The sequence below is a fragment of the Vibrio sp. GLN_1 genome (assembly GCF_043106015.1).
GTDB classification, from domain to species: domain Bacteria; phylum Pseudomonadota; class Gammaproteobacteria; order Enterobacterales; family Vibrionaceae; genus Vibrio; species Vibrio parahaemolyticus.
Genome location: NZ_JBICMD010000014.1, coordinates 311540 through 334186, shown reverse-complemented (window position 1 = coordinate 334186; position 22647 = coordinate 311540). Strand labels below are relative to the sequence as shown.

The 22647-nt window shown below is 44.3% G+C and carries 18 protein-coding genes; 7 read left to right on the top strand and 11 right to left on the bottom strand.

Annotated features, from left to right (window positions below):
• Positions 1 to 90: 90 nt before the first annotated feature.
• The 4 genes from panP to ACF8OV_RS06410 form a co-directional block, all read right to left on the bottom strand.
• A complete protein-coding gene (gene panP / locus ACF8OV_RS06425) occupies positions 91 to 1737 on the bottom strand; it encodes a pyridoxal-dependent aspartate 1-decarboxylase PanP (protein WP_005483514.1) in 1647 nt (548 codons plus the stop codon).
• A 160-nt stretch (positions 1738 to 1897) separates the two neighbouring features.
• Positions 1898 to 2410 (bottom strand): hypothetical protein, encoded by a 513-nt coding sequence (locus ACF8OV_RS06420; RefSeq protein WP_005485575.1) that lies wholly within the window; start codon positions 2408 to 2410, stop codon positions 1898 to 1900.
• 207 nt (positions 2411 to 2617) lie between these two features.
• Positions 2618 to 3523: a lysine exporter LysO family protein gene (locus ACF8OV_RS06415; RefSeq protein WP_005483516.1), complete on the bottom strand. Its 906-nt coding sequence runs from the start codon at positions 3521 to 3523 to the stop codon at positions 2618 to 2620.
• A 107-nt stretch (positions 3524 to 3630) separates the two neighbouring features.
• Positions 3631 to 4551, bottom strand: a complete 921-nt coding sequence (locus tag ACF8OV_RS06410; protein ID WP_017448658.1) for an HDOD domain-containing protein — start codon at positions 4549 to 4551, stop codon at positions 3631 to 3633.
• 370 nt (positions 4552 to 4921) lie between these two features.
• Here ACF8OV_RS06410 and ACF8OV_RS06405 point away from each other — a divergent pair, with 370 nt between their 5' ends.
• Positions 4922 to 5509 (top strand): TfoX/Sxy family DNA transformation protein, encoded by a 588-nt coding sequence (locus ACF8OV_RS06405; RefSeq protein WP_005459593.1) that lies wholly within the window; start codon positions 4922 to 4924, stop codon positions 5507 to 5509.
• A 173-nt stretch (positions 5510 to 5682) separates the two neighbouring features.
• On the opposite strand, the gene ACF8OV_RS06400 is transcribed toward ACF8OV_RS06405, so the two are convergent.
• From ACF8OV_RS06400 to ACF8OV_RS06390, 3 genes are all read right to left on the bottom strand, one after another.
• A complete protein-coding gene (locus ACF8OV_RS06400) occupies positions 5683 to 6228 on the bottom strand; it encodes a hypothetical protein (protein WP_005459590.1) in 546 nt (181 codons plus the stop codon).
• 197 nt (positions 6229 to 6425) lie between these two features.
• Positions 6426 to 6923 (bottom strand): response regulator, encoded by a 498-nt coding sequence (locus tag ACF8OV_RS06395; RefSeq protein WP_005483573.1) that lies wholly within the window; start codon positions 6921 to 6923, stop codon positions 6426 to 6428.
• The gene (locus tag ACF8OV_RS06390; RefSeq protein WP_005495578.1) at positions 6920 to 8860 is read right to left on the bottom strand and encodes an ATP-binding protein; all 1941 of its coding nucleotides are present in this window, start codon (positions 8858 to 8860) and stop codon (positions 6920 to 6922) included. Before ACF8OV_RS06390 ends, ACF8OV_RS06395 begins: the two co-directional genes overlap by 4 nt.
• 186 nt (positions 8861 to 9046) lie before the next feature.
• Here ACF8OV_RS06390 and ACF8OV_RS06385 point away from each other — a divergent pair, with 186 nt between their 5' ends.
• The 3 genes from ACF8OV_RS06385 to ACF8OV_RS06375 all read left to right on the top strand — a co-directional run bounded on the left by ACF8OV_RS06385 (position 9047) and on the right by ACF8OV_RS06375 (position 12982).
• The gene (locus ACF8OV_RS06385; protein WP_005483545.1) at positions 9047 to 10312 is read left to right on the top strand and encodes a DUF945 family protein; all 1266 of its coding nucleotides are present in this window, start codon (positions 9047 to 9049) and stop codon (positions 10310 to 10312) included.
• Positions 10313 to 10450: 138 nt separating this feature from the next.
• Positions 10451 to 11545 (top strand): 3-phosphoserine/phosphohydroxythreonine transaminase, encoded by a 1095-nt coding sequence (gene serC / locus ACF8OV_RS06380; protein WP_203502759.1) that lies wholly within the window; start codon positions 10451 to 10453, stop codon positions 11543 to 11545.
• Positions 11546 to 11650: 105 nt separating this feature from the next.
• Positions 11651 to 12982: a D-serine ammonia-lyase gene (locus ACF8OV_RS06375; protein ID WP_203502757.1), complete on the top strand. Its 1332-nt coding sequence runs from the start codon at positions 11651 to 11653 to the stop codon at positions 12980 to 12982.
• Positions 12983 to 13052: 70 nt separating this feature from the next.
• On the opposite strand, the gene cydC is transcribed toward ACF8OV_RS06375, so the two are convergent.
• The 3 genes from cydC to trxB form a co-directional block, all read right to left on the bottom strand.
• Positions 13053 to 14774: a cysteine/glutathione ABC transporter ATP-binding protein/permease CydC gene (cydC, locus tag ACF8OV_RS06370; protein WP_203502746.1), complete on the bottom strand. Its 1722-nt coding sequence runs from the start codon at positions 14772 to 14774 to the stop codon at positions 13053 to 13055.
• Positions 14767 to 16554, bottom strand: a complete 1788-nt coding sequence (gene cydD / locus ACF8OV_RS06365) for a cysteine/glutathione ABC transporter permease/ATP-binding protein CydD (RefSeq protein WP_140073611.1) — start codon at positions 16552 to 16554, stop codon at positions 14767 to 14769. Before cydD ends, cydC begins: the two co-directional genes overlap by 8 nt.
• A 103-nt stretch (positions 16555 to 16657) precedes the next feature.
• Positions 16658 to 17617 carry a thioredoxin-disulfide reductase gene (gene trxB, locus ACF8OV_RS06360; RefSeq protein WP_203502736.1) on the bottom strand — a complete coding sequence of 320 codons (960 nt, stop codon included), beginning with the start codon at positions 17615 to 17617 and terminating at the stop codon, positions 16658 to 16660.
• A gap of 360 nt (positions 17618 to 17977) precedes the next feature.
• On the opposite strand from trxB, the gene ACF8OV_RS06355 reads away from it, so the two are divergent.
• Both ACF8OV_RS06355 and ACF8OV_RS06350 read left to right on the top strand, forming a co-directional pair.
• On the top strand, positions 17978 to 18634 hold the full coding sequence (locus tag ACF8OV_RS06355; protein WP_015296577.1) for a 2OG-Fe dioxygenase family protein: 657 nt from the start codon (positions 17978 to 17980) through the stop codon (positions 18632 to 18634).
• Positions 18618 to 19853, top strand: coding sequence for a cysteine desulfurase-like protein (locus ACF8OV_RS06350; protein ID WP_069501603.1), 1236 nt, complete (start codon positions 18618 to 18620; stop codon positions 19851 to 19853). Before ACF8OV_RS06355 ends, ACF8OV_RS06350 begins: the two co-directional genes overlap by 17 nt.
• A 92-nt stretch (positions 19854 to 19945) precedes the next feature.
• Here the strand turns inward: ACF8OV_RS06350 and ACF8OV_RS06345 are convergent, their stop codons facing one another.
• Positions 19946 to 20770 (bottom strand): DUF2797 domain-containing protein, encoded by an 825-nt coding sequence (locus ACF8OV_RS06345; RefSeq protein WP_025542344.1) that lies wholly within the window; start codon positions 20768 to 20770, stop codon positions 19946 to 19948.
• A gap of 349 nt (positions 20771 to 21119) precedes the next feature.
• Between ACF8OV_RS06345 and ACF8OV_RS06340 the strand changes: the two genes are divergently transcribed.
• Positions 21120 to 22457, top strand: coding sequence for a diguanylate cyclase (locus ACF8OV_RS06340; RefSeq protein ID WP_140052000.1), 1338 nt, complete (start codon positions 21120 to 21122; stop codon positions 22455 to 22457).
• Positions 22458 to 22647: the final 190 nt, after the last annotated feature.

The window sequence follows — 22647 nt, the reverse complement described above, 5'->3', positions numbered from 1 at the left end:
GTAGTTTTGTTGCGCTAGTCGTACGAGAATGATGTTTGAGTTACATCAAAAAGAAAGAAATTTTCAAGTTGATGTAACTCATTCTTAGGCTTACGCGCCTAAAATATCTGAGGCCATTTCTTCGATTTTTGCTGTCAAACTTGGTGCTTGTTTGGCGATTTCGCGTTGTTCGTCCAGTACTGAGCTCAAGATATCCCTGGTCGTCAATGGGTTGGCTAGTACCACTCGGAATACGATGGTGTTCATTCTTTGCCATTGGTCAGGGTTCAGTCTTGTACGAGAAACAAACGATTTGCCCGTTTCACGTTGACGCTTCTGGATAAACTGCGTGAGCTGGTTGATGAGCTCGTTTAGTTTTTCCTTTTGAGTACCTTCCGCTTTATCTAGCGCTTCACGAATCAATGGCGGTAGATAGCGGTAGGTCAGTAGGCAAAGCTCCGGTTCAGAAACGAGTTCGAAGTCATCTTGCTGTTTGATGAGGTCAGCAAAGTAGCGCGCTTTCTCGATACTTTGATCGATCAATAGTTCGTAGCCTGGGCGACTAATAATGTGCATCGCCGCATACACTAACATGGCCATGCCTGAGCGAGAGCCTTCTAGTGTATGACTGCCTAAATCTTTTGAACCTTTACGTAAGATGTATTGCGCATGGTGTTCAATGGACTTCATCGCGTCGGGGTCTTTGAACAACACCATGCCTGCACCCATAGGGATGTACAGTTGTTTGTGCGCGTCGATAGTCACTGAGTCAGCCAGTTCAACACCTTCGAGAAGATGACGGTAATGATTAGACATCAACGTTGCACCACCCCAAGCGGCATCCACATGGAAGTGACAATTGTGCTCTTGGCACACTTGAGCGATCTGCGACAGAGGATCGACGCTCCCCGTTTCTGTCGTGCCAGCTACACCGATAACTGCAATTGGTTTGATGTTTTGTTCTTTAAGCTCGGCAATTTTTGTTTTTAGGTCGTCAACAACAATACGGTTGTTTGCATCGGTTTTCACTGCGACTAAACCCTCTTGACCTAAGCCAAGTACGTCTGCTGCTTTTTTCAGTGAATAGTGACCACGTTCAGAAACCAGAACTGCAAGGCCTTCGTAGCCATAGTGCTTCATGGCTTTGAATAGACCTTCTTTTTCTACCCCGTTGAAAGCACCATCTGCTTTCAACGCTTTGTTGCGTGCAACCCAAAGTGCCGTAATGTTCGCGATTGTGCCACCAGAGCAAAACGCACCAAGTGAATGGTTCGCGCTGTGCATCCATTTACGATAAAACTTGTCGTTTTGGCCGTAAATTAAGCGGTGTAACATCCCTAAAACTTGACGCTCAAGAGGTGTGAATGCTTTTGATGTTTCGATCTTAACCAAGTTTTGGTTTAGCGCGATCATGATCTTGGATAAAGGCATCAAGAAGTAGGGTAGCGCCGAGGTCATGTGACCGATAAAACTTGGGGCTGAAGTGTGAACCGAGTGCGACACTAACGTGTCTAGCAGGTGCTCGGTGTGGTCTGACACGAATTCAGGTTGCTCAGGAATCTGAGCAGAAGAAAAGTCTTTTTCGATTTCACGTAAAGGCTTTTCTTCTGCCACGATGTGTTCACGAAGAAATTGGTTTAAGTTTCGGGAGAGACTTTCGTCAATTTTTGTCAACGTAGAATCAGGACCTTCAGGTACGGTGAAGATCTTTAGCAAGCTCTCAAAGCTAACGTCAGCGGTTTTTTGTTCCTTAACCATGGCAAAGAATCATTTGTAGTTATTTTGGTAATGCGAGCGGCACAATCTAAACTAAAACGGGCGCAAAGTCCCGTTTTAATTATTGAAACCCATGTTACTGAAATGAAAGCGTGGTCATATCTAATCGCTCTAAACCGGAGGTTTTAGAGTCAGTTAGCGATTAGTCACACTTTTGTTTTTCAAGCTTCTCAATCGATTGGTTGTACTTGTTGAGTGCCGAGTCAATTTGTTGAGGGTGACTTAACAAATCAGCAAACGCTGAGCGAAGTTCGTAGTTTTTCGGATGATTGGTTGATTGACGATCGCTAAATGTTTTCTTAGCGGCTTCGCCTAAATCATCACTGCGACTTGCAAGCTGTTTGACATCGTGTTGCTCTAATTTCAACCAAGCTTCGATAGGTTGTTCTGTTGCTACGCGGCTTGGATCATTTTTAAGAAAGTAATGAACAGCCTCACGATTAAGTTCAAAGTGGTGTTTGCGACCATCTAAGAACCACTGGCTGACTTCTTTTAAGTCAGGATATTGGGAGACCGTTAAATCAACAAGATCTTGATACCATTGTAGTGAAGCATCGACATAGCCATCGTACTTGTTAGCAAGACACTGTTGATCTGCGGCAAACGTAAAAGTTGAGCTTGTAGCGAGGAGCGCTGCAACGACAAAGCGTTTCATTCTTCTTCCTTCTGGTTGTTATCCCTTCATTAACGTTAAAGCGCATCGAATGATGTTGCTCTTATCAATTGGATTTGTTGTATAAATCGTTGGGCTAAATAACAAAATTCAAATTAATAAGTTGTCAGTGTACTGACCACTTTAACGTTAACTGGGTATTTAAATTTTTGCCGTATTGTAATGGATGTTAAAGATAAAACCTGAGATCTAGCTAGCAAGTGATACAAAGAAAAGCATCATAACGGGCACAAGTAAACTCAAGATAAAACCACTAACAATAGCGACAGGGACGCAGCGGACGCCACCTGTGGTTTGAATCACAGGTAATGTAAAGTCCATCGCAGTTGCGCCCGCATAACCGATAGCTGTACAAGGGTAGCTACGGATAAAGAGTGGGATCGCGACCAGCGCTATCAACTCACGCATGAGTTCGATAAGGAAAGACGCCCCACCAAACACAGGACCAAATGCGTCGCCCATCAAAATGCCTGCTAATGAATACCAGCCAAATCCGGAAGACATCGCTAATGCTTGATAAAGTGGTAAGTCTAAAATCACAGAAGCGATAACGCCGCCGAGCATACAAGTGGCGATAACAATGGCAGCAATCGCCATGCCTTGTTTGTTGAGCAAGATCTGTCTCAGAGTTAAACCGCTGTTTCTGAGTTGAATGCCGATGAAAAAGAGCAGAAGAAAGAGGATCCATTCGCTCGCGGTATCTACCCACTCCAGACCTATCGGCAAAATGAGACCAGCAATTAAGCCTCCACCAACGACAACAATCAGTTTTACTGATTCTAATGCCATAGAAGAAAGTGGAAGCTTGTTTTGGTTGTGATTGGTCTGCAACGGAATAATCTTATCGATTATTGGCAGAGCGAGTAAGTTACATACACTCAAGCAGACGAAAAAAGTACCAGCGTACAGCAGTATACTCTGCAAGTTGCTACTCAAGTTGTCTAAGGCAGCTAAACTTAAACCCATCAACGAAAGAATGACGTAAATAAGGTATGAAGTTGATTGGTTAATTTTCTCTAGTAAAGCTGCGCGAGAAATAGGAATTAAGTACCCCACTACAAGAGGGGCAAAAATGAATAGCATCCCTGAGAACATAAAACTTGATAATTCCTTAGTGAGACAAGCCGGAGACAAAAGCCACTGACAAAACAACACTCGACCTTGAGTTTAATGTTTATCGTGGATGACGTTAGTTAACTTAATTACAAGCCGCTAGCACTGAGTACTGCGTTGATTTCGTTTCGAAAGTCAGTATCACTCATATTGCTTAGGTCATACAAGACCTCTGCACCTGTTAAATTGAATTCCACTTCATGTTCATCAATACGTTCGTCTTGATTACGGAACATCAATAAGTGGTTTGCAATTCGAGCAATGTCTAAATAACTGACTTCTGGACGAGCGGTAACAAACTTTTCGTTTGAAGAGACTTCTCGAAAATCGTTGTCGAACCCCCAGCGTTCTAGCACCAACTTACTGGTTGCAGAGCAGCGAGTTTGGAAGATTTGCAACGCGATATCAGGGTCAAGGTAATTGCCACTATCCAGATACAGGTGATATTCGTTAATGAGGCAGAACAAGCCAATATCGGCCAATAAGCCAACTAGAAGTGCCTTTTCCAGCTCCAGATGTGTGTAAACAGAAGGCTCGTGTTTGTGGAATTCTTGTACGACCAGCACCATCGTGGCGCCAAGCTCTCGAGAGACGGCCGCACTTTTTACCAGTATGTCATTGCACTCTTTACTCAGATTGACCGCGTGTTTCAATTGCTCGATAGCTTGTGCGGTCACGATGTCTCGAACGCGGAAGATGCCTAAACGAGAGACGGCGGTAGTTAAATCACTACAAGTAATGTTTCTTCGGTTAAAAATCACCGAGTTAGCTACGCGAATCACAATAGCAGCTAACCCTGGATCTTCTAAAAGGCAATTTGCGACATCAGAAACCGTGGTGTTTTCTTCTATACAAAGTTTTTGAATTTTGATGACTACATCGGGGATGGGTGGTAACGAAATTTTACCCGTAGATATGGATTGTTCGACCAATTGGGCGAATTCAGATTCAAGCGCTTGTATAAGCTTATCTTTGTTATTTGGTAGCCAAAAAAATGATAGATGTTCCATTGTGACGTGGTGTTAGAGAACTTTCGTACAGTGTACCCTTACCCGAAGAACATTATCAATGAAATGCGTACTAAGTTCTCTATAAATGGTATACGGATCATAACGATGCGTGGTTTTTGGCACGCCATGCGTCAAAAAAATATCGCTAAACACCCAATAAGTGTGAAACTAATCACGTATGATGAATTTATACTTTTTTATATGTGACCTATGTCCTAACTTATTTTTCAACGTTAAGTATGATTAAGCAAGTTGGTGAGCACAACTCACAAAAATATCGCCAACAAATCGACATTTTAAATTCGCTACAAGCTGCTGTTTATCTGGTGACATCGCTAATCGGGGTAATTTATTCAGATTAAAGAGGTCAATGGACATGACAGACCAAGCTTTTTTTAAATATGTACGCAATTTTAATGAGTATCAGAAACGTTCTATGTTTGGTGGTATCGGCTTGTTTAGCGATGACGCCATGTTTGCGCTTGTCAGCAATGATTGCTGTTATTTGCGCGGCGGTAATGGTTTAGACGAAGAATTTACTCTGCTTAATTGTGAAAAATACAAGCACGTCAAAAAACAGACGACGGCTACTGTAAACTATTATGACGTAACCGATTTATTTGAGTCCGGATTTACTGGCCTTGACGATTTGTTACGAAAATCTATTGATTGCTCAATTAAGGAGCGAAAATACCAAAAGTCTTCTGCAAGTAAACGTTTGAGAGATCTACCGAACATGCAGCTTACATTAGAGCGCATGGTTAAAAAGGCGGGTATTGATGATGTTGAAACCTTTTTGGAACTTGGTCCAGTTGAAGTGTTCAACAAAGTAAGAGTTGCTTACGGCAATGATGTTGACGTTAAACTGCTGTGGAAGTTTGCTGGTGCCATTGATGGTGTGCACTGGAAACTAATCCAAGAGCCGCGCAAAAAACAGTTACTGGCACTGTGTGAATAAGGCAACTGAACCACACAATGATTGACTCGTTTCTAATGGAGTTAGCGAGTCAGAAAAGTAAGTGTTAAAAGCAGAAAAGGGATGTTGATGTTTTTGACCACTTCATTTGAGTTAGTCATTTTATGAATGAAAAAACCGAGGCAATTGCCTCGGTTTTGCTTTTTTCACGCCAACTAGAACTTGAAGCGTGTAGTGAACATGATTTGATCACCGTAGAAATCGTTGATGCGAGCTTCAGCACCAAGAGAGAAAAGCTCTGTTGAATGGAAGCGCGCGTAAGCAGAACCTGTCCAATCGTCATCGTTGTCGATTGAAACATAACCAACTTTACCACCCACTTCAAGTTGAGGACCAAGCCATTGGCGAACGCCTAGGTTTAGCTCCATACCAACATCTGTGCTGCTTGAGCTTGTTGGCTGAACCACACGCATTAGCATTTCACCTGTAAGGTCTGCCCAGTTGTTTAGCGGTGAGTGAAAGCCAAAACCTGCTGCAGAATCAAAGTCGCTATCAAACTCAGAGTCGATACGAGCAATAACGTGCGCATTCGGGTGAATAGATTTGCTGAAGCCAGCACCAAATGTCACAGGGCTTGCGCCGATACGAGCTTCGAAATAATCGTAGCTAAAGTTGCTCATAGTTGCAGGCGCGTTGCGGTCTGCGGCTAGGGCATGGCTTGATGCCATTAATAGGGCAGCGGCTAATAGTGTTTTACGCATAACTAACGATAAACCTTGTTCTTTATTTCCATGGATTCAGGCAAATGCTTGAACCGTAATCTGATTTGTCCGACATCATAATAAAAACGAAGGTCTACGACCAACAAAAATGTGTCGAGGTTTTGTCAATTGACTTAATGGTGACGTAACAAAAGCAAAAAGCGCGCCACTAGTTGCTAGAGAGCTATTCTCAACTATTACTCTCCGAAGCTGGCTCTGCGATCTGCCATTGCATTCAAGATTGCTTCTGAATCGAGGATCGTTGTCCAAGACAACAAATTGTCATCATTTTCAATAACAAAGGCTGTTAACTGGGATGTAATGGCTTGTCTTAGCTCCTCACCTTTCCAAGGCTTGGCAATGTAATAATCTAAGCTAGCATGGTTTACCGCTTCAACGGTGTCTTCAAGACCCGCTTGTCCGGTTAGGAGTACTTTTCTTGCTGCTTTGGTGTCACCATTTTGACTCAGTTCTATAAGAAAGCTGATGCCCGTTTGTTCTGGCATGATGTGGTCGCACAAAATCAGCGCAAGCTGAACTTCTTCTTCCGCCATCTCTTCAATCACTTGCTTTGCTTCCGTAACGGACTCTGCACCCTCAACGATGAAATGTTCTTCGAATGGTGCTAAATCTTGAAGGACACTATCCAAGACTTCTCGTTCGTCATCGACACATAAAATCAGATACTTAGTCATGTTTCATCTCCTTCTTCAATGACTGGTAACCAGACGGTCATACAAGTAAAGGCATTGAGTTCCGATTGAACATCAATCCAGCCTTTGTGTGCTGCAACGATTTGTTGGCAAATAGACAGTCCAATACCTAAGCCAAAGTTGCCTTCTTTTTTGGTTGTAAAGTTGAGTTCAAAAATTGCTTTTTTCTGCGAATCCGGAATACCGCATCCATTATCTTCAAATGAAATCACGGCATAACGCTGTTGGTTTTTTTCAACTTCTCTCGTTTGTATTTTTAACGACCCTTTTTCAGGAAAGGCGTCAATCGCATTGGATATTAGGTTGGTCCATACTTGTTGCAATGCAATAGGTTGGCAAAGCATACGCGGAAGTGGGGCGTAATCTGTTGAAACTTGATGTACCTTTAGCTTGTTTTCGAAAATCACTAAAGTGTCTTCGATGCCTTCATGGATATCGGCGTAGTGCATGCGTTCATCATCAGATCTCGCGTAGCCTTTTAGGCTCTTCACCATGTCAGCGATGCGAGCGGCACAAACATTGATAGAACGGAGAGAAGCACCTGCTTGATGGTATTGTTCTAACGTCTCTAGCGTAGAGGAGGCATTGTCTTTCTTCTTGGCGAGCTGGGAAACGAGTTCGGAATCGCTCTCTAGGCCTAAATTGACGACTTTTTTGGCAATGGCACGATCAGGTAACGTGCTGTTGAGCTCTTTGACGCGTGAGCGCAGTTCCGCAGTCGAGGCTGGCTTGGCGGTTTGAGCTCTGGTTAGAAGCTGAACGCCTTTGATTTGTACTTCTGCTGTCGGAAGTTGAGTTAATAGCCCTTCGAGGGTATGAGTGAGGTTTTCTACACCACGCAAAATCGCAGCTATTGGGTTGTTCAGTTCATGGGCCACGCCTGCAACCAATTGGCCGAGCATGGCCATTTTTTCTCTTTCAATCAGTTGTTGATGAGCAGATTCAAGTGACTCGAGTGTTTTCTGCAATTGTAATTTTGTGTTGATACTTCTCTGTAATCGGCGATTGAAATGACGAAGAAGTAAGTTCGTAAATAGGGGGAGAAGGTTTGAGTCACTCTGCATTACTTTACGGAACACATTTCTATCAAGTTTAATTACTTCTGTTTCGGTAAGCGTAAGTGCAGTAGAAAAGGAGCATTCCCCAGTTACAAATGACATGCCGCCGACAATGTTCCCTTTGGTATGGCGAACCACTTCTCGCTGCATACCTTGTTCGTCTCTTTTGTAAAGCGCCACTTCTCCGCTGGTTATGAACCATAAAAAGCTGTTAGGTTCCCCTTCAACCGTCAGCAAATGCTCAGGAGAGTAGGTTCGACAAGCTTTTGTTTCGTCATTTTCTTTGAAAAATTGTTGCAAGGCAGAGATTACTTGTTCTGCCAGTTCATTATCAGACATCGAGTGATAGTCGTGTAAGAAACCTGCTTGGTAATTGCTCATCTGATTTTCGATATGAGCACGTAGCAATTTGTGCTGGTCCAAGATTTGGCTATAACTGAGCAAGTCTTCTTTGCAATTACGTAAGATAAATTGCGTCAGCTCTTTTTGAGCCGTATTAAAAAGGACGTTATCTGGTAGAGGCTTGGTCAAACAATGATCCAAACGACCTTCATTGACGGCCGTGAGTATCGCGTCAATATCTGAAGAGCAACTGATGAGAATTTTACGAGCGCGCTCGGTGTGCGGTGTTTTGTCCAGCCCAATGAGAAAATCCACACCATTAAAGTGCGCGTGATGGCTGGCGATCACTAACGCGACAGTTTGTTCTCTTTCTTCAAGATATTCCAACGCGCTTTGCGCTTCTTCTATCGACTCGACAGAAAAAATATCAAACTTGCTAGAGAAAGCCGACAGTTCCAATCGAAACTGCTCTGCACTGATTGGATTATTGTCGAGACACAATACAGCGTAACGATTCACAGGTGGTTGAGCTCCGGTTAAAACTTGGCCAAGCAAACTTTATCAATAAAACGGCGCAATGAGTGCGAGCTGCGTATGATTCCTGACTAATGGACTAGAATTAGCATCAATAGTCTGATTTATCTCAATGTTTTATCCGTTAATAGTTTCGGGTAGACTGAGCGCAAATACCTGAAAAGTGATGTTATGCAAAACTTAAAAAAACTAGGCGCCATCGGTGGTGCAATCTCATTGGCGTTGTGTTGGCCGCTTGCGGTTGGTCAAATTGGTCAGTCGATCATTGAAGACGGTATCGCCAATATGAACGATAAGATGATCAAAGGCGAAGTTGTTGAATACCAACGCGGCTACCTTTCTTCCGTTGTATTAACTCGATACTCAGTGGTTGACCCTGAACTGAAAACACAGTTTGAACGCGATGGTTTGCCGATTATGTTCGAAGTTACGAGTGATGTAAGCCATGGTTTAACTAGCCTGACAGCAGACTCTAAGTTGGTGGATAACGATTTTCTGCCGCTTACCATGCATAGCAAAACACAGCTTAATGGTAACACTGCGTTTACGTTGGATTTAGACAGCTGGAACTATCGCAATGAAGCGCAAGGCGTATCGGTTTCGACAAGTCCTGCGCAAGTGACTGGCGATGTTACCGTGCTTGGTGATTTGAAGTACCAAGTATCGATTCCTTCGGTTCAAGTCGATTTTGAAAATGGTGACGAGTTACACCTGAATGATCTGAGTGGACAAGGTAAGGGTAAGCAAGCGAAAGGTTATTGGCTTGGTGAACAAACCTTTTCTCTAGAAAAGTTAGATGTGGTTGATTCATCGCTTAAACAGGTATTTTTGATTGAAAAGGCGAGCTACAGTGGCAACACGTCGAATGACGAAACCGGTGAGAAGCTAAACAGCCAATTGAACATTAATGCTCAAAAAATGCGCCTAACGGATGGCACTGATGTTGATAACTTTAAGTTGAATTTTGCTATTGCAGATGTCGATAGTAATTCGTTCGATCAAATTATGTCGATCTATCAAAGCTCACCAGTACTTGATGAACAACAGGTGTCCGAATTAATGCCTCACATCGATACGCTATTTAGTAAGGGCTTTAAGCTTTCAGTTAATGAGCTTTCTTTGGCGTTTGGTGAAGGTAAATTCCGCAACGAGTGGCAATTATCTGTCCCTCAAGGTACAGACCATATCACGCAAGACCCAATGAAGTTGATGACCGCAACAAACGGCGAATTGAGTACTTACTTCTCAGATGAACTTGTTGAACACTATCCATTTATCCAAGAAGGCATTGATGAACTTTTGATCATGGAGTTGATTGAAAAAGTCGATGGTGGTTATGAACTTAAAGCTCAAATCGGTGAAGGCAAGCTTAAGTTTGAAAATGGTCATGAATTTCCATTGATTGGTCTGTTAATGCCCGCGTTGATGCAGAAATAAGCCGATTACGATTAGAGCTTTCCGTTAATTTGACGTTTTCAGTTTAAAAGAGGTCTTAAGACCTCTTTTCTTGTTTTTATCGCCATAAAAACGTGATATTAATTTCGTAATATTTACATAGCAGGAGCAATGAGCATCATGGAACAAAATACGGACAACGTATTTAACTTCAGTGCAGGGCCAGCGGCTTTGCCAAAAGCTGTCATGCAGCAAGCACAACAGGAACTGATCGACTGGCAAGGTCTTGGTACTTCGGTAATGGAAATCAGCCACCGAAGTAAAGAGTTCATCAAAGTTGCAGAAGAAGCAGAGCAAGATCTACGTGATTTGCTGAATATTCCAGACAACTACAAAGTACTGTTCTGCCAAGGTGGTGCTCGTGCTCAGTTTGCCGCTGTTCCGCTAAACTTACTTGGTGAGGCAGAAACTGCAACCTACATCGATGGTGGTTACTGGGCTGAAAGTGCAGTCGAAGAGGCGAAGAAGTACTGCGAACCTGACGTATTTGATGCCAAAACAGAGATTGACGGTAAAGTCGCTGTTCTACCTGCAAGCGAATGGAAAATTGCCCCAGAAGCGGCTTATGTTCACTTCTGCCCAAATGAAACCATCGATGGCATCGAAATCAATGATCTTCCAATCACCGACAAACCAATTGTTGCTGATATGTCTTCGACAATTCTTTCTCGTGAAATCGACGTATCGAAATACGGTGTGATTTACGCGGGCGCACAGAAAAACATTGGTCCATCAGGTATTGCCATCGCGATCGTTCGTGACGATCTACTCGGCATGGCGAAACAAGTGCTGCCAAGTATTCTTGATTACAAGGTTCTTGCTGAAAAAGAATCAATGTTTAACACGCCACCAACTTTTGCTTGGTACTTGTCTGGCCTTGTTTTCAAATGGCTTAAAGCACAAGGCGGCGTTAAGAGCATTGAAACAGTGAATCGCGAAAAAGCAAAACTGCTTTACGATTACATTGATCAGTCTGATTTCTACCGCAACGGCGTTCATCCATCGAACCGTTCATTAATGAACGTTCCTTTCCAATTAGCGAAGCCTGAACTTGACGCGACTTTCCTTGAGCTTGCAGATGCAAAAGGACTAAAGGCGCTAAAAGGTCACCGTGTGGTGGGCGGTATGCGCGCATCGATTTACAATGCAATGTCGCTAGAAGGTGTGCAAGCGTTGGTCGACTTCATGAAAGAGTTCGAGCAAAACTACGCATAGAGCACAAATTGAATGAGTTAAAAGCGTCGCAATTGCGGCGCTTTTGTTTATGTGCGTAACCAATTGAATGGAAGATTCTAAAGAACGAATTGCAGGATAGAGGATATGAACAAGCTGAATGTGGAAGTGCTTAAAAAACAATTCCCACTTGTAGAGCAACTGATCAACCTAGATGAAGTTTGCTGGTTTAATCCCAACGTGACCTCGCTTGAAGAAGGTTTGCCGCACGTCGGATTGAACGCAGAAGATATTCATGTCGCGAGTGCAAGGCTCAAGCGCTTTGCTCCTTATCTTATGAAAGCTTTTCCTGAAACCAAAGCCGCTTCTGGTCTCATTGAGTCGCCTGTAGTGGACATTCCAAAGATGAAAGCGGCTTTGGAAACTCAGTACAACGTCCCAATATTCGGCCGCCTTATGCTCAAGCTTGATAGTCACCTACCAATATCCGGCTCGATCAAAGCCCGTGGTGGCATTTATGAAGTGTTAGTTCATGCAGAAACACTGGCGATTGCCACAGGGTTGTTAAGTGAGAGTGATGATTACAGCAAGCTGCTGAGTGGTGAGTTCCGACAATTTTTCCAACAATACAGCATCGCGGTTGGTTCAACGGGAAATCTAGGCATGTCGATAGGCATGATGAGTGCCAAGCTTGGCTTTTCAGTATCGGTTCATATGTCCGCCGATGCGAGAGAGTGGAAGAAAAACAAACTTCGATCGCACGGTGTCAACGTGGTTGAGTACGAGCAAGATTATGGTGTTGCGGTTGAGCAAGGTCGAAAACAGGCAGAGAGTGATTCCAACTGCTTTTTTATCGATGATGAAAACTCACAAACCTTGTTCCTAGGTTACTCGGTTGCAGGTGAACGCTTAAAACAACAATTTGATGATTTAGGTATTGTGGTTGATGAACGTCATCCACTGTTTGTGTATTTACCATGCGGTGTTGGTGGTGGGCCAGGTGGTGTTGCTTTTGGGCTCAAGGTGGCCTTTGGTGACCACGTGCATTGCATCTTCGCTGAGCCAACACATTCTCCTTGCATGTTGTTGGGAGTACATACGGGTTTGCATGATGAGATAGCGGTGCAAGATATTGGTATAGATAATCTCACCGCGGCAGATGGCTTGGCAGTTGGTCGTCCTTCTGGTTTTGTTGGGCGAGCCATGGAGCGGTTAATTGATGGTTACTATACCGTTACGGATGAACGTATGTATCAGCTTTTAGGAGAGTTGAGCGAACGAGAAGGCATCAATTTGGAGCCCTCTGCATTAGCCGGAATGATGGGCGCGGTGCATGTATCGGGTTCTCTACACTACCAGACTCGTTTACAGCTTACGGATGAACGTTTGAAAAATGCCACACACTTAGTTTGGGCGACCGGGGGAGGGATGATGCCAGAAGCCGAAATGTCAGCTTACTTGGCGAAGTCTGGTCGTTAGAGCGTTCTTCAAATTTGTTGAGTTAGTCAATGAAAAAGCTCATCCGAAGATGAGCTTTTTTTAGTCTTACTTATAGAGATTGAAGCAACTGGTAGTAACGACCGTGTTGAGCGAGTAGCGTTTGATGGTCGCCTTGCTCAATGATCTCGCCCTGTTCCATAAGGCAAATGTTGTCCATGTTCTCTAATTCGATGAGTCGGTGAGTGATGAACACAACCGTCTTGTTGGCAAAATACTCGTTGAAAAGCGCCATGACTTTTTGTTCGGTACGCTTGTCGAGGCCTTCGGTTGGCTCATCAAGAAGCAAAATCGGAGCATCTCGAAGTAACGCTCGCGCAATACCAATACGACGTTTCTCACCACCGGAAAGCTGACGACCGCCATCACCCAGCCAAGCATCAAGACCCGGCTCTTCAAGCAGTGCACCCAGCTCTACTTTCGTTAGGATATCCGCCAGTTGCTCATCAGTCGCATTTGGTGACGCCATTAACAAGTTGTCACGTAGTGTGCCGTTTAACACGTCTACTCGTTGGCTCACTACGGTAATCGCTGAGCGCAGATCGGATTCGCACCAATCTTTTAGTGAAGCGCCACCAATGCGAATCTCACCTTGGTTTACATCCCAGTAGCGACAAAGTAGTTGAGTCAGAGTCGACTTGCCTGAACCCGTTTGACCAACAATTGCGGTTTTCGAGCCTAAAGGAAGTGAAAGCGAAAGGTCTTTCAGCACTTTCTGTTGTCCATCAGGGTATGCAAAATCAATGTTGATGAACTCGATATCCAGTGGCTTTTCTTCGCGTTTAGATTGCTCAGGGAAGACAACATCAGGCTCAGCAAGAATCACTTCGTTCAAGCGACGGGCAGAAGTCAGCGTTTGACCAAGGTATTGGAACGCACCCGCAATAGGCATCAAAATTTCAAAACTTGCCATTGTTGCAAAAGCGAATAGGGCGATCCAAGGATCAGGTGCCCGACCACCAACACCATCAGCAGCAAACCAAAGCATGACAACTAAAGTCAGGCCGTTCACCAACATCAGAAGTCCTGACGCCATACCAGTCAGATTAGCGTTTACAAACTGGTTTGAAAGCAGTTGTTTTTGCTTTTCAAGAATCAGGTTACGGTAGCGTTCTTCTGCACCAAAAATACTCAGCTCGCTATAGCCTTGTAGCCAATCGAGTGTCGCGACACGAAGCTGAGCTTTGTTATGCGTTAAGTGCTCACCATTGTTTTTGCCCAGTTTGTAAAAAAGCACTGGCCACACCAAAAGCATGATCGTAAGAATTGAGCCTAAAAGTAGCGCAAGATGCCAGTCAAAGAACGCTAAGACTGCGGTTAAACTCAGAATGCCAAAGATGCCAATAATGACTGGGCTGACAAGTCGCAGATAAACGTGATCCATTGCGTCCACATCGGCTACCAGACGGTTCAGCAGGTCAGCATCGCGCATTGTTGACACTCGGCCTGGGATCAGCGGAGCAAGTTTCTTGAAGAAGAAGATACGCAGGTCTGTCAGTAATTTAAATGTCGCATTGTGGCTTACAACGCGCTCACCCCAACGGCCAGCTGTTCGTGCCATTGCGGCACCGCGCACGCCAGCACCTGGCAGCATGTAGTTGAAGGTTTCACGCGCAACGGTTAAACCAGCCACTGCTGCTGCGGAGATAAACCAACCAGACAGAGTGAGCAAGCCAACAGATGCAGCAAGTGTTAGGAACGCCAATAGCATACCCAGTGACAAACCGAACCAATGTTTTTTATACAGTTTTAGATAAGGGAGTAAATCACGCATCTAGGTTCCCCTTGTCTGATTCACGCTGCGCTAGGTTGGCAGCTAACATGTCTTTAAACAAACCTTCTTGTGAGGCTAGGGTAGCGTAGTCGCCACGTTGTACGATTTGACCATCTTGCATCACGAGAATTTGTGAAACGTTTTGCAAAGGCGCAAGTTGGTGAGTGATCATCAAGTTAGTGGTGGATTGGGTATACTTATTAATTCCCTCCATCACCAGTTTTTCACTGCGCGCATCTAAGCTTGCTGTTGGTTCGTCAAGCAACCAGAAACGGCCGTTTTGTAGCATTGCTCGCGCAAGTGCAAGACGTTGAGCTTGTCCTACAGATAAACCGCCTGAACGGTCAGAGATTGCGTAATCCAGGCCATGCATTTCAACAAACTCAGCTGCGTAAGAATCGTTGAGCACTGTATTCACTTGTGCGTCTGGAATATCGTGTTTACCAAGCGTGACGTTATCACGAATGCTGCCGTGCAATAACATTGGGTTTTGACCAATCCAGCTGACAGCTTCGCGCCAAGTCGATAGATCAAGTTGAGACAACTCGCAGCCGTTAATTTTTAAACTGCCCTTGTATGGCATAAAGCCAAGAATGGTATTAACCAAACTGGTTTTACCTGCGCCACTTGGGCCAACAAGCGCAGTGCTTTGATTGGCTTCCAATGAAAATGACAGAGGGCCAGCCAATTGTTTCCCTTCAGGGCTGAAAACAACCAAATTTTGAGCTTCGATTTGAATTTGCGTGTTCTGTTCAAGAGATTGAGTTCCATCTTTCACTTGATCGACCTCTAGTTCAAGAAACTCGACAATACTTTCAGCAGCGCCCACCGCTTGTTGCTTCGCGTGATAGAAAGTGCCGAGATCTCGAAGTGGTTGGTAAAACTCAGGAGCTAAAATCAGGATGAACAGGCCAGCAAACAAGGTGACGCCAGCACCGTAGTAACCAAAGTTCAATTCACCGATGTAACTGAAGCCGAAGTAAACCGCAGTAATAGCGATAGAAATAGAAGTGAAGAACTCCAGTACCGCAGAAGAAAGGAATGCGATTTTTAGTACATCCATCGTGCGGGTACGAAATACCTCTGATGCCCCTTTTAGGGTCTCAGTTTCTGACTTTGTACGGTCGAAAAGGCGAATGGTCGTCATCGCTTGCAATCGGTCATAGAAGTGACCGGACAAGCGTTGCATTGCTTTGAAGTTTTTACGGTTCGCTTCCGCGGCTTTGATACCAACTAATGCCATAAAAATAGGCACTAGCGGGGCCGTCACAAGGAAGATTAAACCTGCCGCCCAGTTAACTGGGAATACCACAACCAAAATGATGAAAGGAACTAATACCGACAGCGACATTTGAGGTAAGTAGCGAGAGAAGAAGTCTTGCATGTTCTCAACTTGTTCTAGAATCAATGTCGCCCAACTGCCTGCTGGTTTGCCTTTAATGTAAGCAGGCCCAAGCTTGTGGACTTTGTCTAAAATGAGCTGTCGAATGTAAACTCGGATTTGTTCGCCACAGCGGTAGCCCGCAATTTCGCGGCCCCACGTACATGCAGCGCGGCCGATGACGGTTCCGACTAATCCGACAAAGTGCCAAATGAGCTCACTTTTATCGACTTGTTCGATGATTAATTGGTGAAGAATGGAGGCGAGCAGGGCTGCTTGAGCCAATAAAAACACGCTTGAAAGTACGCCTAGGCCTATCGCAATCATGAGCCAGCGCTTGGCTAACTTGCTCTGTTGCTTAAGCCACTTATTCAAGCTGCTTTGCTTTTTCTTATCCATCGTGAAGGCTTAATGATAATTGTTTTAATGAGGCGGTAGTATACAAAAGAAAACCCAGCGGGAATACCGCTGGGCTTTAAGGATATGACACAAATGTGAAAAGTTATTTGTCACTAAGTGCGTCTAGGAAGCGTTCCGCATCCAGAGCAGCCATACAGCCTGTACCTGCTGATGTGATTGCTTGACGATAGTTGTGATCCATTACGTCACCAGCTGCAAATACACCTTCAATGCTGGTTTGCGTCGCGTTGCCTTCTAGACCCGACTTCACAACGATGTAGCCATCTTTCATTTCTAGCTGGCCTTCAAAGATCTGGGTGTTTGGCTGGTGGCCGATTGCGATAAACGAGCCCATCACTTCAAGATCTTCAGTTGTGCCTGTGTTTACATCTTTAATGCGAACACCAGTTACACCCATATCGTCGCCCAGAACTTCATCTAGTGTGCGATCGGTGTGAAGAATGATGTTGCCATTTTCCACTTTGTCCATAAGACGATTAATGAGGATCTTCTCAGCACGGAATGAATCACGACGGTGGATCAGGTGAACTTCAGATACGATGTTAGATAGGTACAGCGCTTCTTCAACCGCTGTGTTACCACCGCCGACAACCGCTACTTTTTGGTTGCGGTAGAAGAAACCGTCACACGTAGCACATGCCGATACGCCGCGACCTTTGAACGCTTCTTCTGATTCCAGACCTAGGTATTTAGCTGATGCACCTGTTGAAATGATCAAAGCATCACAGGTGTACTCACCAGAATCACCTTTTAAACGGAATGGACGTTGAGACAGTTCAACTTCGTTGATGTGATCGAATACGATTTCTGTTTCGAAACGTTCCGCATGTTCTTTCATGCGTTCCATTAATGCTGGGCCTGTTAGGCCTTCTGCATCACCTGGCCAGTTTTCTACTTCTGTTGTAGTGGTTAGCTGACCACCTTGTTGCATTCCCGTCACAAGCACAGGGTTTAGATTCGCGCGCGCTGCGTATACTGCCGCGGTGTAACCTGCTGGACCAGAACCAAGAATTAATAGTTTACAGTGTTTTACGTCGCTCATTGTGGCTCCAAAGAGGGCTGAACATTTCTCTCGATTGTATGGAAATTCTTATAGCTTTAAAAGCATAAACGGCGATTGAGATCGAATAAATGGTTATAGATTAGAACTCACTATCGCGTGATAGAAATTGTCTCAATCCAGCATAAAATTCTATTTGCAGTAGAGAAATCTAGTTTCAAATGTTGCGTAAGCTTTAATCTGAAACATATACCTAATTTAGCTTTTGTTTATGGGTTTTCATCTCGTTTTTTTATTTATGTTGAAGCTATCAACGTTAAAAGCTGGCAATTGCAGAATATTTGCGTAATCTATGTTGTAAATTAAATGTTAATTAAATGTACCTCATTAAAGGAGTCAATGATGTTACATTCGCGTGAGAACACTCTACATTTAACTCAGCTCAGCATGGCAGCAATTGAGCAACTTTCGCCTTCATTTGAAGCGTTACCTCATACTGAGCACGCTGATGGGCAATATCGATTACGACGCTACTCAGTCGTGAGTTTTGAAGATGGACAAGTGATAGATTTGAACAAGAACAGCTTTGTACAGTCTTCAGATATCAACCGATTTCAGGGTGATGTCATTCGTCAATTTGAACCTATCGAGAAAGACATTTTAGCAAGTGAAGGCTTTCGCGAAATGTGTGCGCTATTCGTGAGCGCAAACCACCTTCCAAATGGTCAAGAAATCGAAATTCACCAGATTCGAATCACTGCATTAGATAGCGAAACGCAGGTCGCGCCAGAAGGTGTGCACCAAGACGGTTTTGATCATATCGCGATGGTTGGTGTTGGTCGTCACAACATCATTGGTGGTGACATCATGCTATACAGTAGCCATAACCAAGCCCCATTTTTCCGCAAAGTATTAGAAAACGGGGAAGTGGCGATGTTGGCTGACAGCAAACTTTGGCATAACGCCTGTCCAATTCGTTCTGTGATTGATGACCAAGCAGGCCACATGGATGTCTTTGTATTAACCGCAACGGACAAACGTAATGAACTTCAATCTTAATCAAATCAGAGAACAGTTTCCCGCGCTGGCTCAGTATCATAATGACAAACCAGTTACGTTTTTTGATGGGCCTGGCGGCTCGCAAGTTCCTCAATCTGTGCTTGATTCAATGGTCGGCTACCTTGGGCGTTTTAATTCCAACTTGGGTGGGCATTACTTCTCTAGCCAAGCTACAGTCGATGTCATGCAGAGTGCGCGCGAGTCGGCACAAGCGCTATTGAATGCCCCTTCGTCTGGTAATATTGTCTTTGGCGCGAACATGACATCACTGACGTTCCAGTTAAGCCGTGCAATCAGTCGTGATTGGCAAGAAGGGGATGAGATCATTGTCTCAGCGCTTGACCATTACTCGAACGTTTCAAGCTGGCAACAAGCAGCAGAAGACAAAGGAGCTAAGGTTCACCAAGTTCGAATCAATGAAGCGGACTGCACTTTAGATCTTGAGCACTTACAAAGCCTGCTTTCAGAAAAAACACGTTTGGTTGCCGTGACATATGCGTCAAACACCACGGGATCGATAGTCGATATTCAGCGCGTAGTTGACATGGCGCACGGTGTTGGTGCTCAAGTTTATGTCGATGCAGTGCATTATGCTCCTCACCACTTAGTCGATGTACAAGCGCTGGGCTGTGATTTCTTAGCGTGTTCAGCTTATAAGTTCTTTGGACCGCATGTCGGTATCGCTTACGTGGCCGACCAATGGTTGCACAGCCTTCGTCCTTATAAAGTAGAACCGGCTACGAATATTGGTCCGGGTCGTTTTGAAACGGGTACACAAAGCTTCGAAGGCCTTGCTGGTGTTACGGCCGCAGTGGAATATTTGGCTCAGTTTGGCGACAACGACTTACCACTTCGTCAGCGATTAGAACAAAGTTACGCGCTTTACAATCAACACGAACAGCGTTTAAGTGAGCGTTTTTTGCAACGACTCGACGCGCTAGAAGGTGTGAAACTGTATGGCATTGAGAGCGAAGATTGTCAGCAACGTACGCCGACGTTTGCCCTAACATTTGACAAGTATTCACCAGAGTTTATCGCTAAGACCTTAGGTGAGCACAATATCTGTGTTTGGAATGGCCACTTTTATGCACTTGGTTTGGTTCGTCAGCTTGGCATTGAAGAATCAGGTGGGGTCGTACGAATTGGTTGTATGCATTACAACACTATTGAAGAAGTGGATATGTTGTTTGATGTGCTAGAAAGCATCCTTGATGCTTAATCTCTCATCGCTCTGAACGAAGAAAAACAAAAGCTCGAGCCAGTGCTCGAGCTTTTTCTATCTAGGAAGTTTGTATAGTAAAGCAGACGTATCTACGCGCTTACTTCAACTTCGTAAGATGTAAATTTGCGGACGTTAATCACACCGGTATCAAAAATCAGATACTGACCTTTGATGCCTTGCAAAATACCAGTCACAACCGGGTTTTTGTCGAAGTTATGAGAGGTGATTTTCGTTGGGTGTTGCTGAACGGGGTAGCTAAGATCGGTAGTGGTTTCGCTCAGCACCTCGATGGCATCTTCACCAAATTGCTGTTTGATTTCAGCAATCTTGTCTTGCACAAGAGGGAGCAGTTCAGCAAAACGATCTTGTAACTCAATCGGTTCACCATCGCCTTTAAGCAAAGTGCGCCAGTTTGTTTTGTCTGCAATATGCTTTGCCAGTTCCACTTCAATCAAGCCTGAAATATGACGCGTTTTGACTTTGAAAATTGGCAGACCCTGAGTTGCACCTTGATCAATCCAACGTGTTGGAATTTGAGTGTGGCGAGTGATGCCCACTTTCAAGCTTGATGTATTTGATAGATACACGAAGTGATCCACCATACAGTTTTCTTCTCCCCACTGCGGTTCGCGGCATGTGCCTTGGTCGTAGTGGCAAGTCTCTGGCTTCATGATGCACATATCGCAGCTCGCAAGCTTCTTCATACACACGAAACAGTGACCTTGAGAATAGCTCTTCTTGGTTTTCTTACCACATGAGCAACAAAAAATATTGCCAGTATGCGTCAACGTGAGTGTTTTACCGAGAAACGGTGACAGATCGACTTCTTCATCACCCACGGGAAGACGATAGCTGACGGCACCATCGAGAGAAGCACGCATTTTGTTTAGCGTACCAGTAGCAATTAATGACATGACATTACTCGTTATTGTGTTTTTCGACAGTATATAACGAAGTGCGCTCAAGATGCAGGGTTGACAGGGTTAATAACTGGCAATGTTTCCACAATGAATGGCCATTGTTTCTCGTCGCAAAGCTTGATGGTGCCTCGCTTGAGTGGTTGTGAATTGCTTCGCAAATAACAAGTAAGTCATCAAATTGGACGATTTTAAACCGTGATAACGGTTCAAAACACGTTACCATGTATCGGAAATAAGAACTCAAGCCAAAAGTAATTTTGTTTCTTGATAAATGACTTTATTTGAAGTTCAAAATATCATTGAGTACACTGTGTTGTATATAAGTTAAGCAGGTCACTTGCCTATGAAGTGGATACACAAATTAATCTTCGCTCTTTCGATTTGTACGATCAGTTTAGTTGCTCTGTACAGTGTGTTAGGTGACACGCGTAAGCTCGTCATCACACCTGAACAATTCAATATTTATGCGACAAAAGATGCGAGCGAAGGTGGGCTAAGTACGGCCGATATCACCTATGATGCGCAAAGCTTGGTACTCAATTGTGAGCTGAAAAAAAGCAGTTATGCTTGGCCGTATTGCGGTATCTCGGTTTATACCGATGTAGCGCAGCCAACGCATGGCATCGATCTTTCTAATTACCATACCATCCGATTAAAGCTTCATTATGAAGAGGCGGGCAATGGGCAAAACCCAAGCCATGACTTGCGTCTTTATCTGAGAAACTACAATCCGGAATACTCGAAACCGGATGATGAATACACCATCAAATACAATGGCATGCAGTTTTCTCCATCGAATTTTAGTGAAACCATCGAGATTCCGATTAAGAACTTACAGGTAATGACGTGGTGGCTTGCGGATAACAAGGTCGATATTGAACATTCTGCGCCAGAGTTTTCGAACATTACGCGTATTGATATTGCCACTGGTTCAGGTGCTGCGCTTGGTCAGCACAAAATTGTGATTGATAAGATCGAATTTGAAGGTGCCTATCTTGCACAAGAGACGTTGTTGTTTGCTCTATTGTTTTCTTGGATGGCTTTAGGGCTGGCTTTCTCTCTGCATGAACTACGGAAAAACAGAGCGGCGTATGAAAAAGCGAAGCGTCGTCATCGTCATCTAGAAAAAGTGAATGGCACTTTGCGCGCGCAGAATTACGAATTTGCCGAGTTGGCGCACCGAGATGCGCTAACCGGAGCGATGAACCGTCATGCTGTACAAACTTGGTTAGAACAGCAAGCACGCCAAGTACGTTGGGGGCACTCTACATTGAGCATCCTTTATATGGATTTAGATAACTTTAAGAAGATTAACGATAAGTTCGGGCATCAAATGGGGGATGATATTCTGCGTGAGTTCGTCATGGTCGTTGCCAGTTCTATTGCACCTGATGACCGTTTGGTTCGTTGGGGTGGTGAAGAGTTTGTGGTTTTCTGTCCAGATACCAATATCGAACAAGCAGTGAAAAAGGCCGAGATGATACGCAAGAATGTCGCAAACCACTTGTGGGTTCATGGTGAGGCGCTTACTTGCAGTATTGGTGTGGCCCAAATGCAAAATGAGCGCGTAACCGAGACCATGGCAAGAGCCGATGAAGTATTGTATCTCGCTAAGCGTAATGGTCGAAACCGCGTTGAGGTGAACTACGGATTGTTGAGTTGCAAAAAGAATGAGGCATAAATAGATAGCATGACGTTCTAGCGATTCACACTTTTCGTTTAAACGCGCCGTTGTACTGAGCTTATGAAAGCAAAGTATGACGGCTTTTGTGTGTCTACAGTTTGTGTTGGTAGGCTATTGAGTTCGATTGTTCATTGAAGCTGGTATGAGAGTTTGTTCAGGCTTTAAGAGTAAAGGTTGATTGAACACT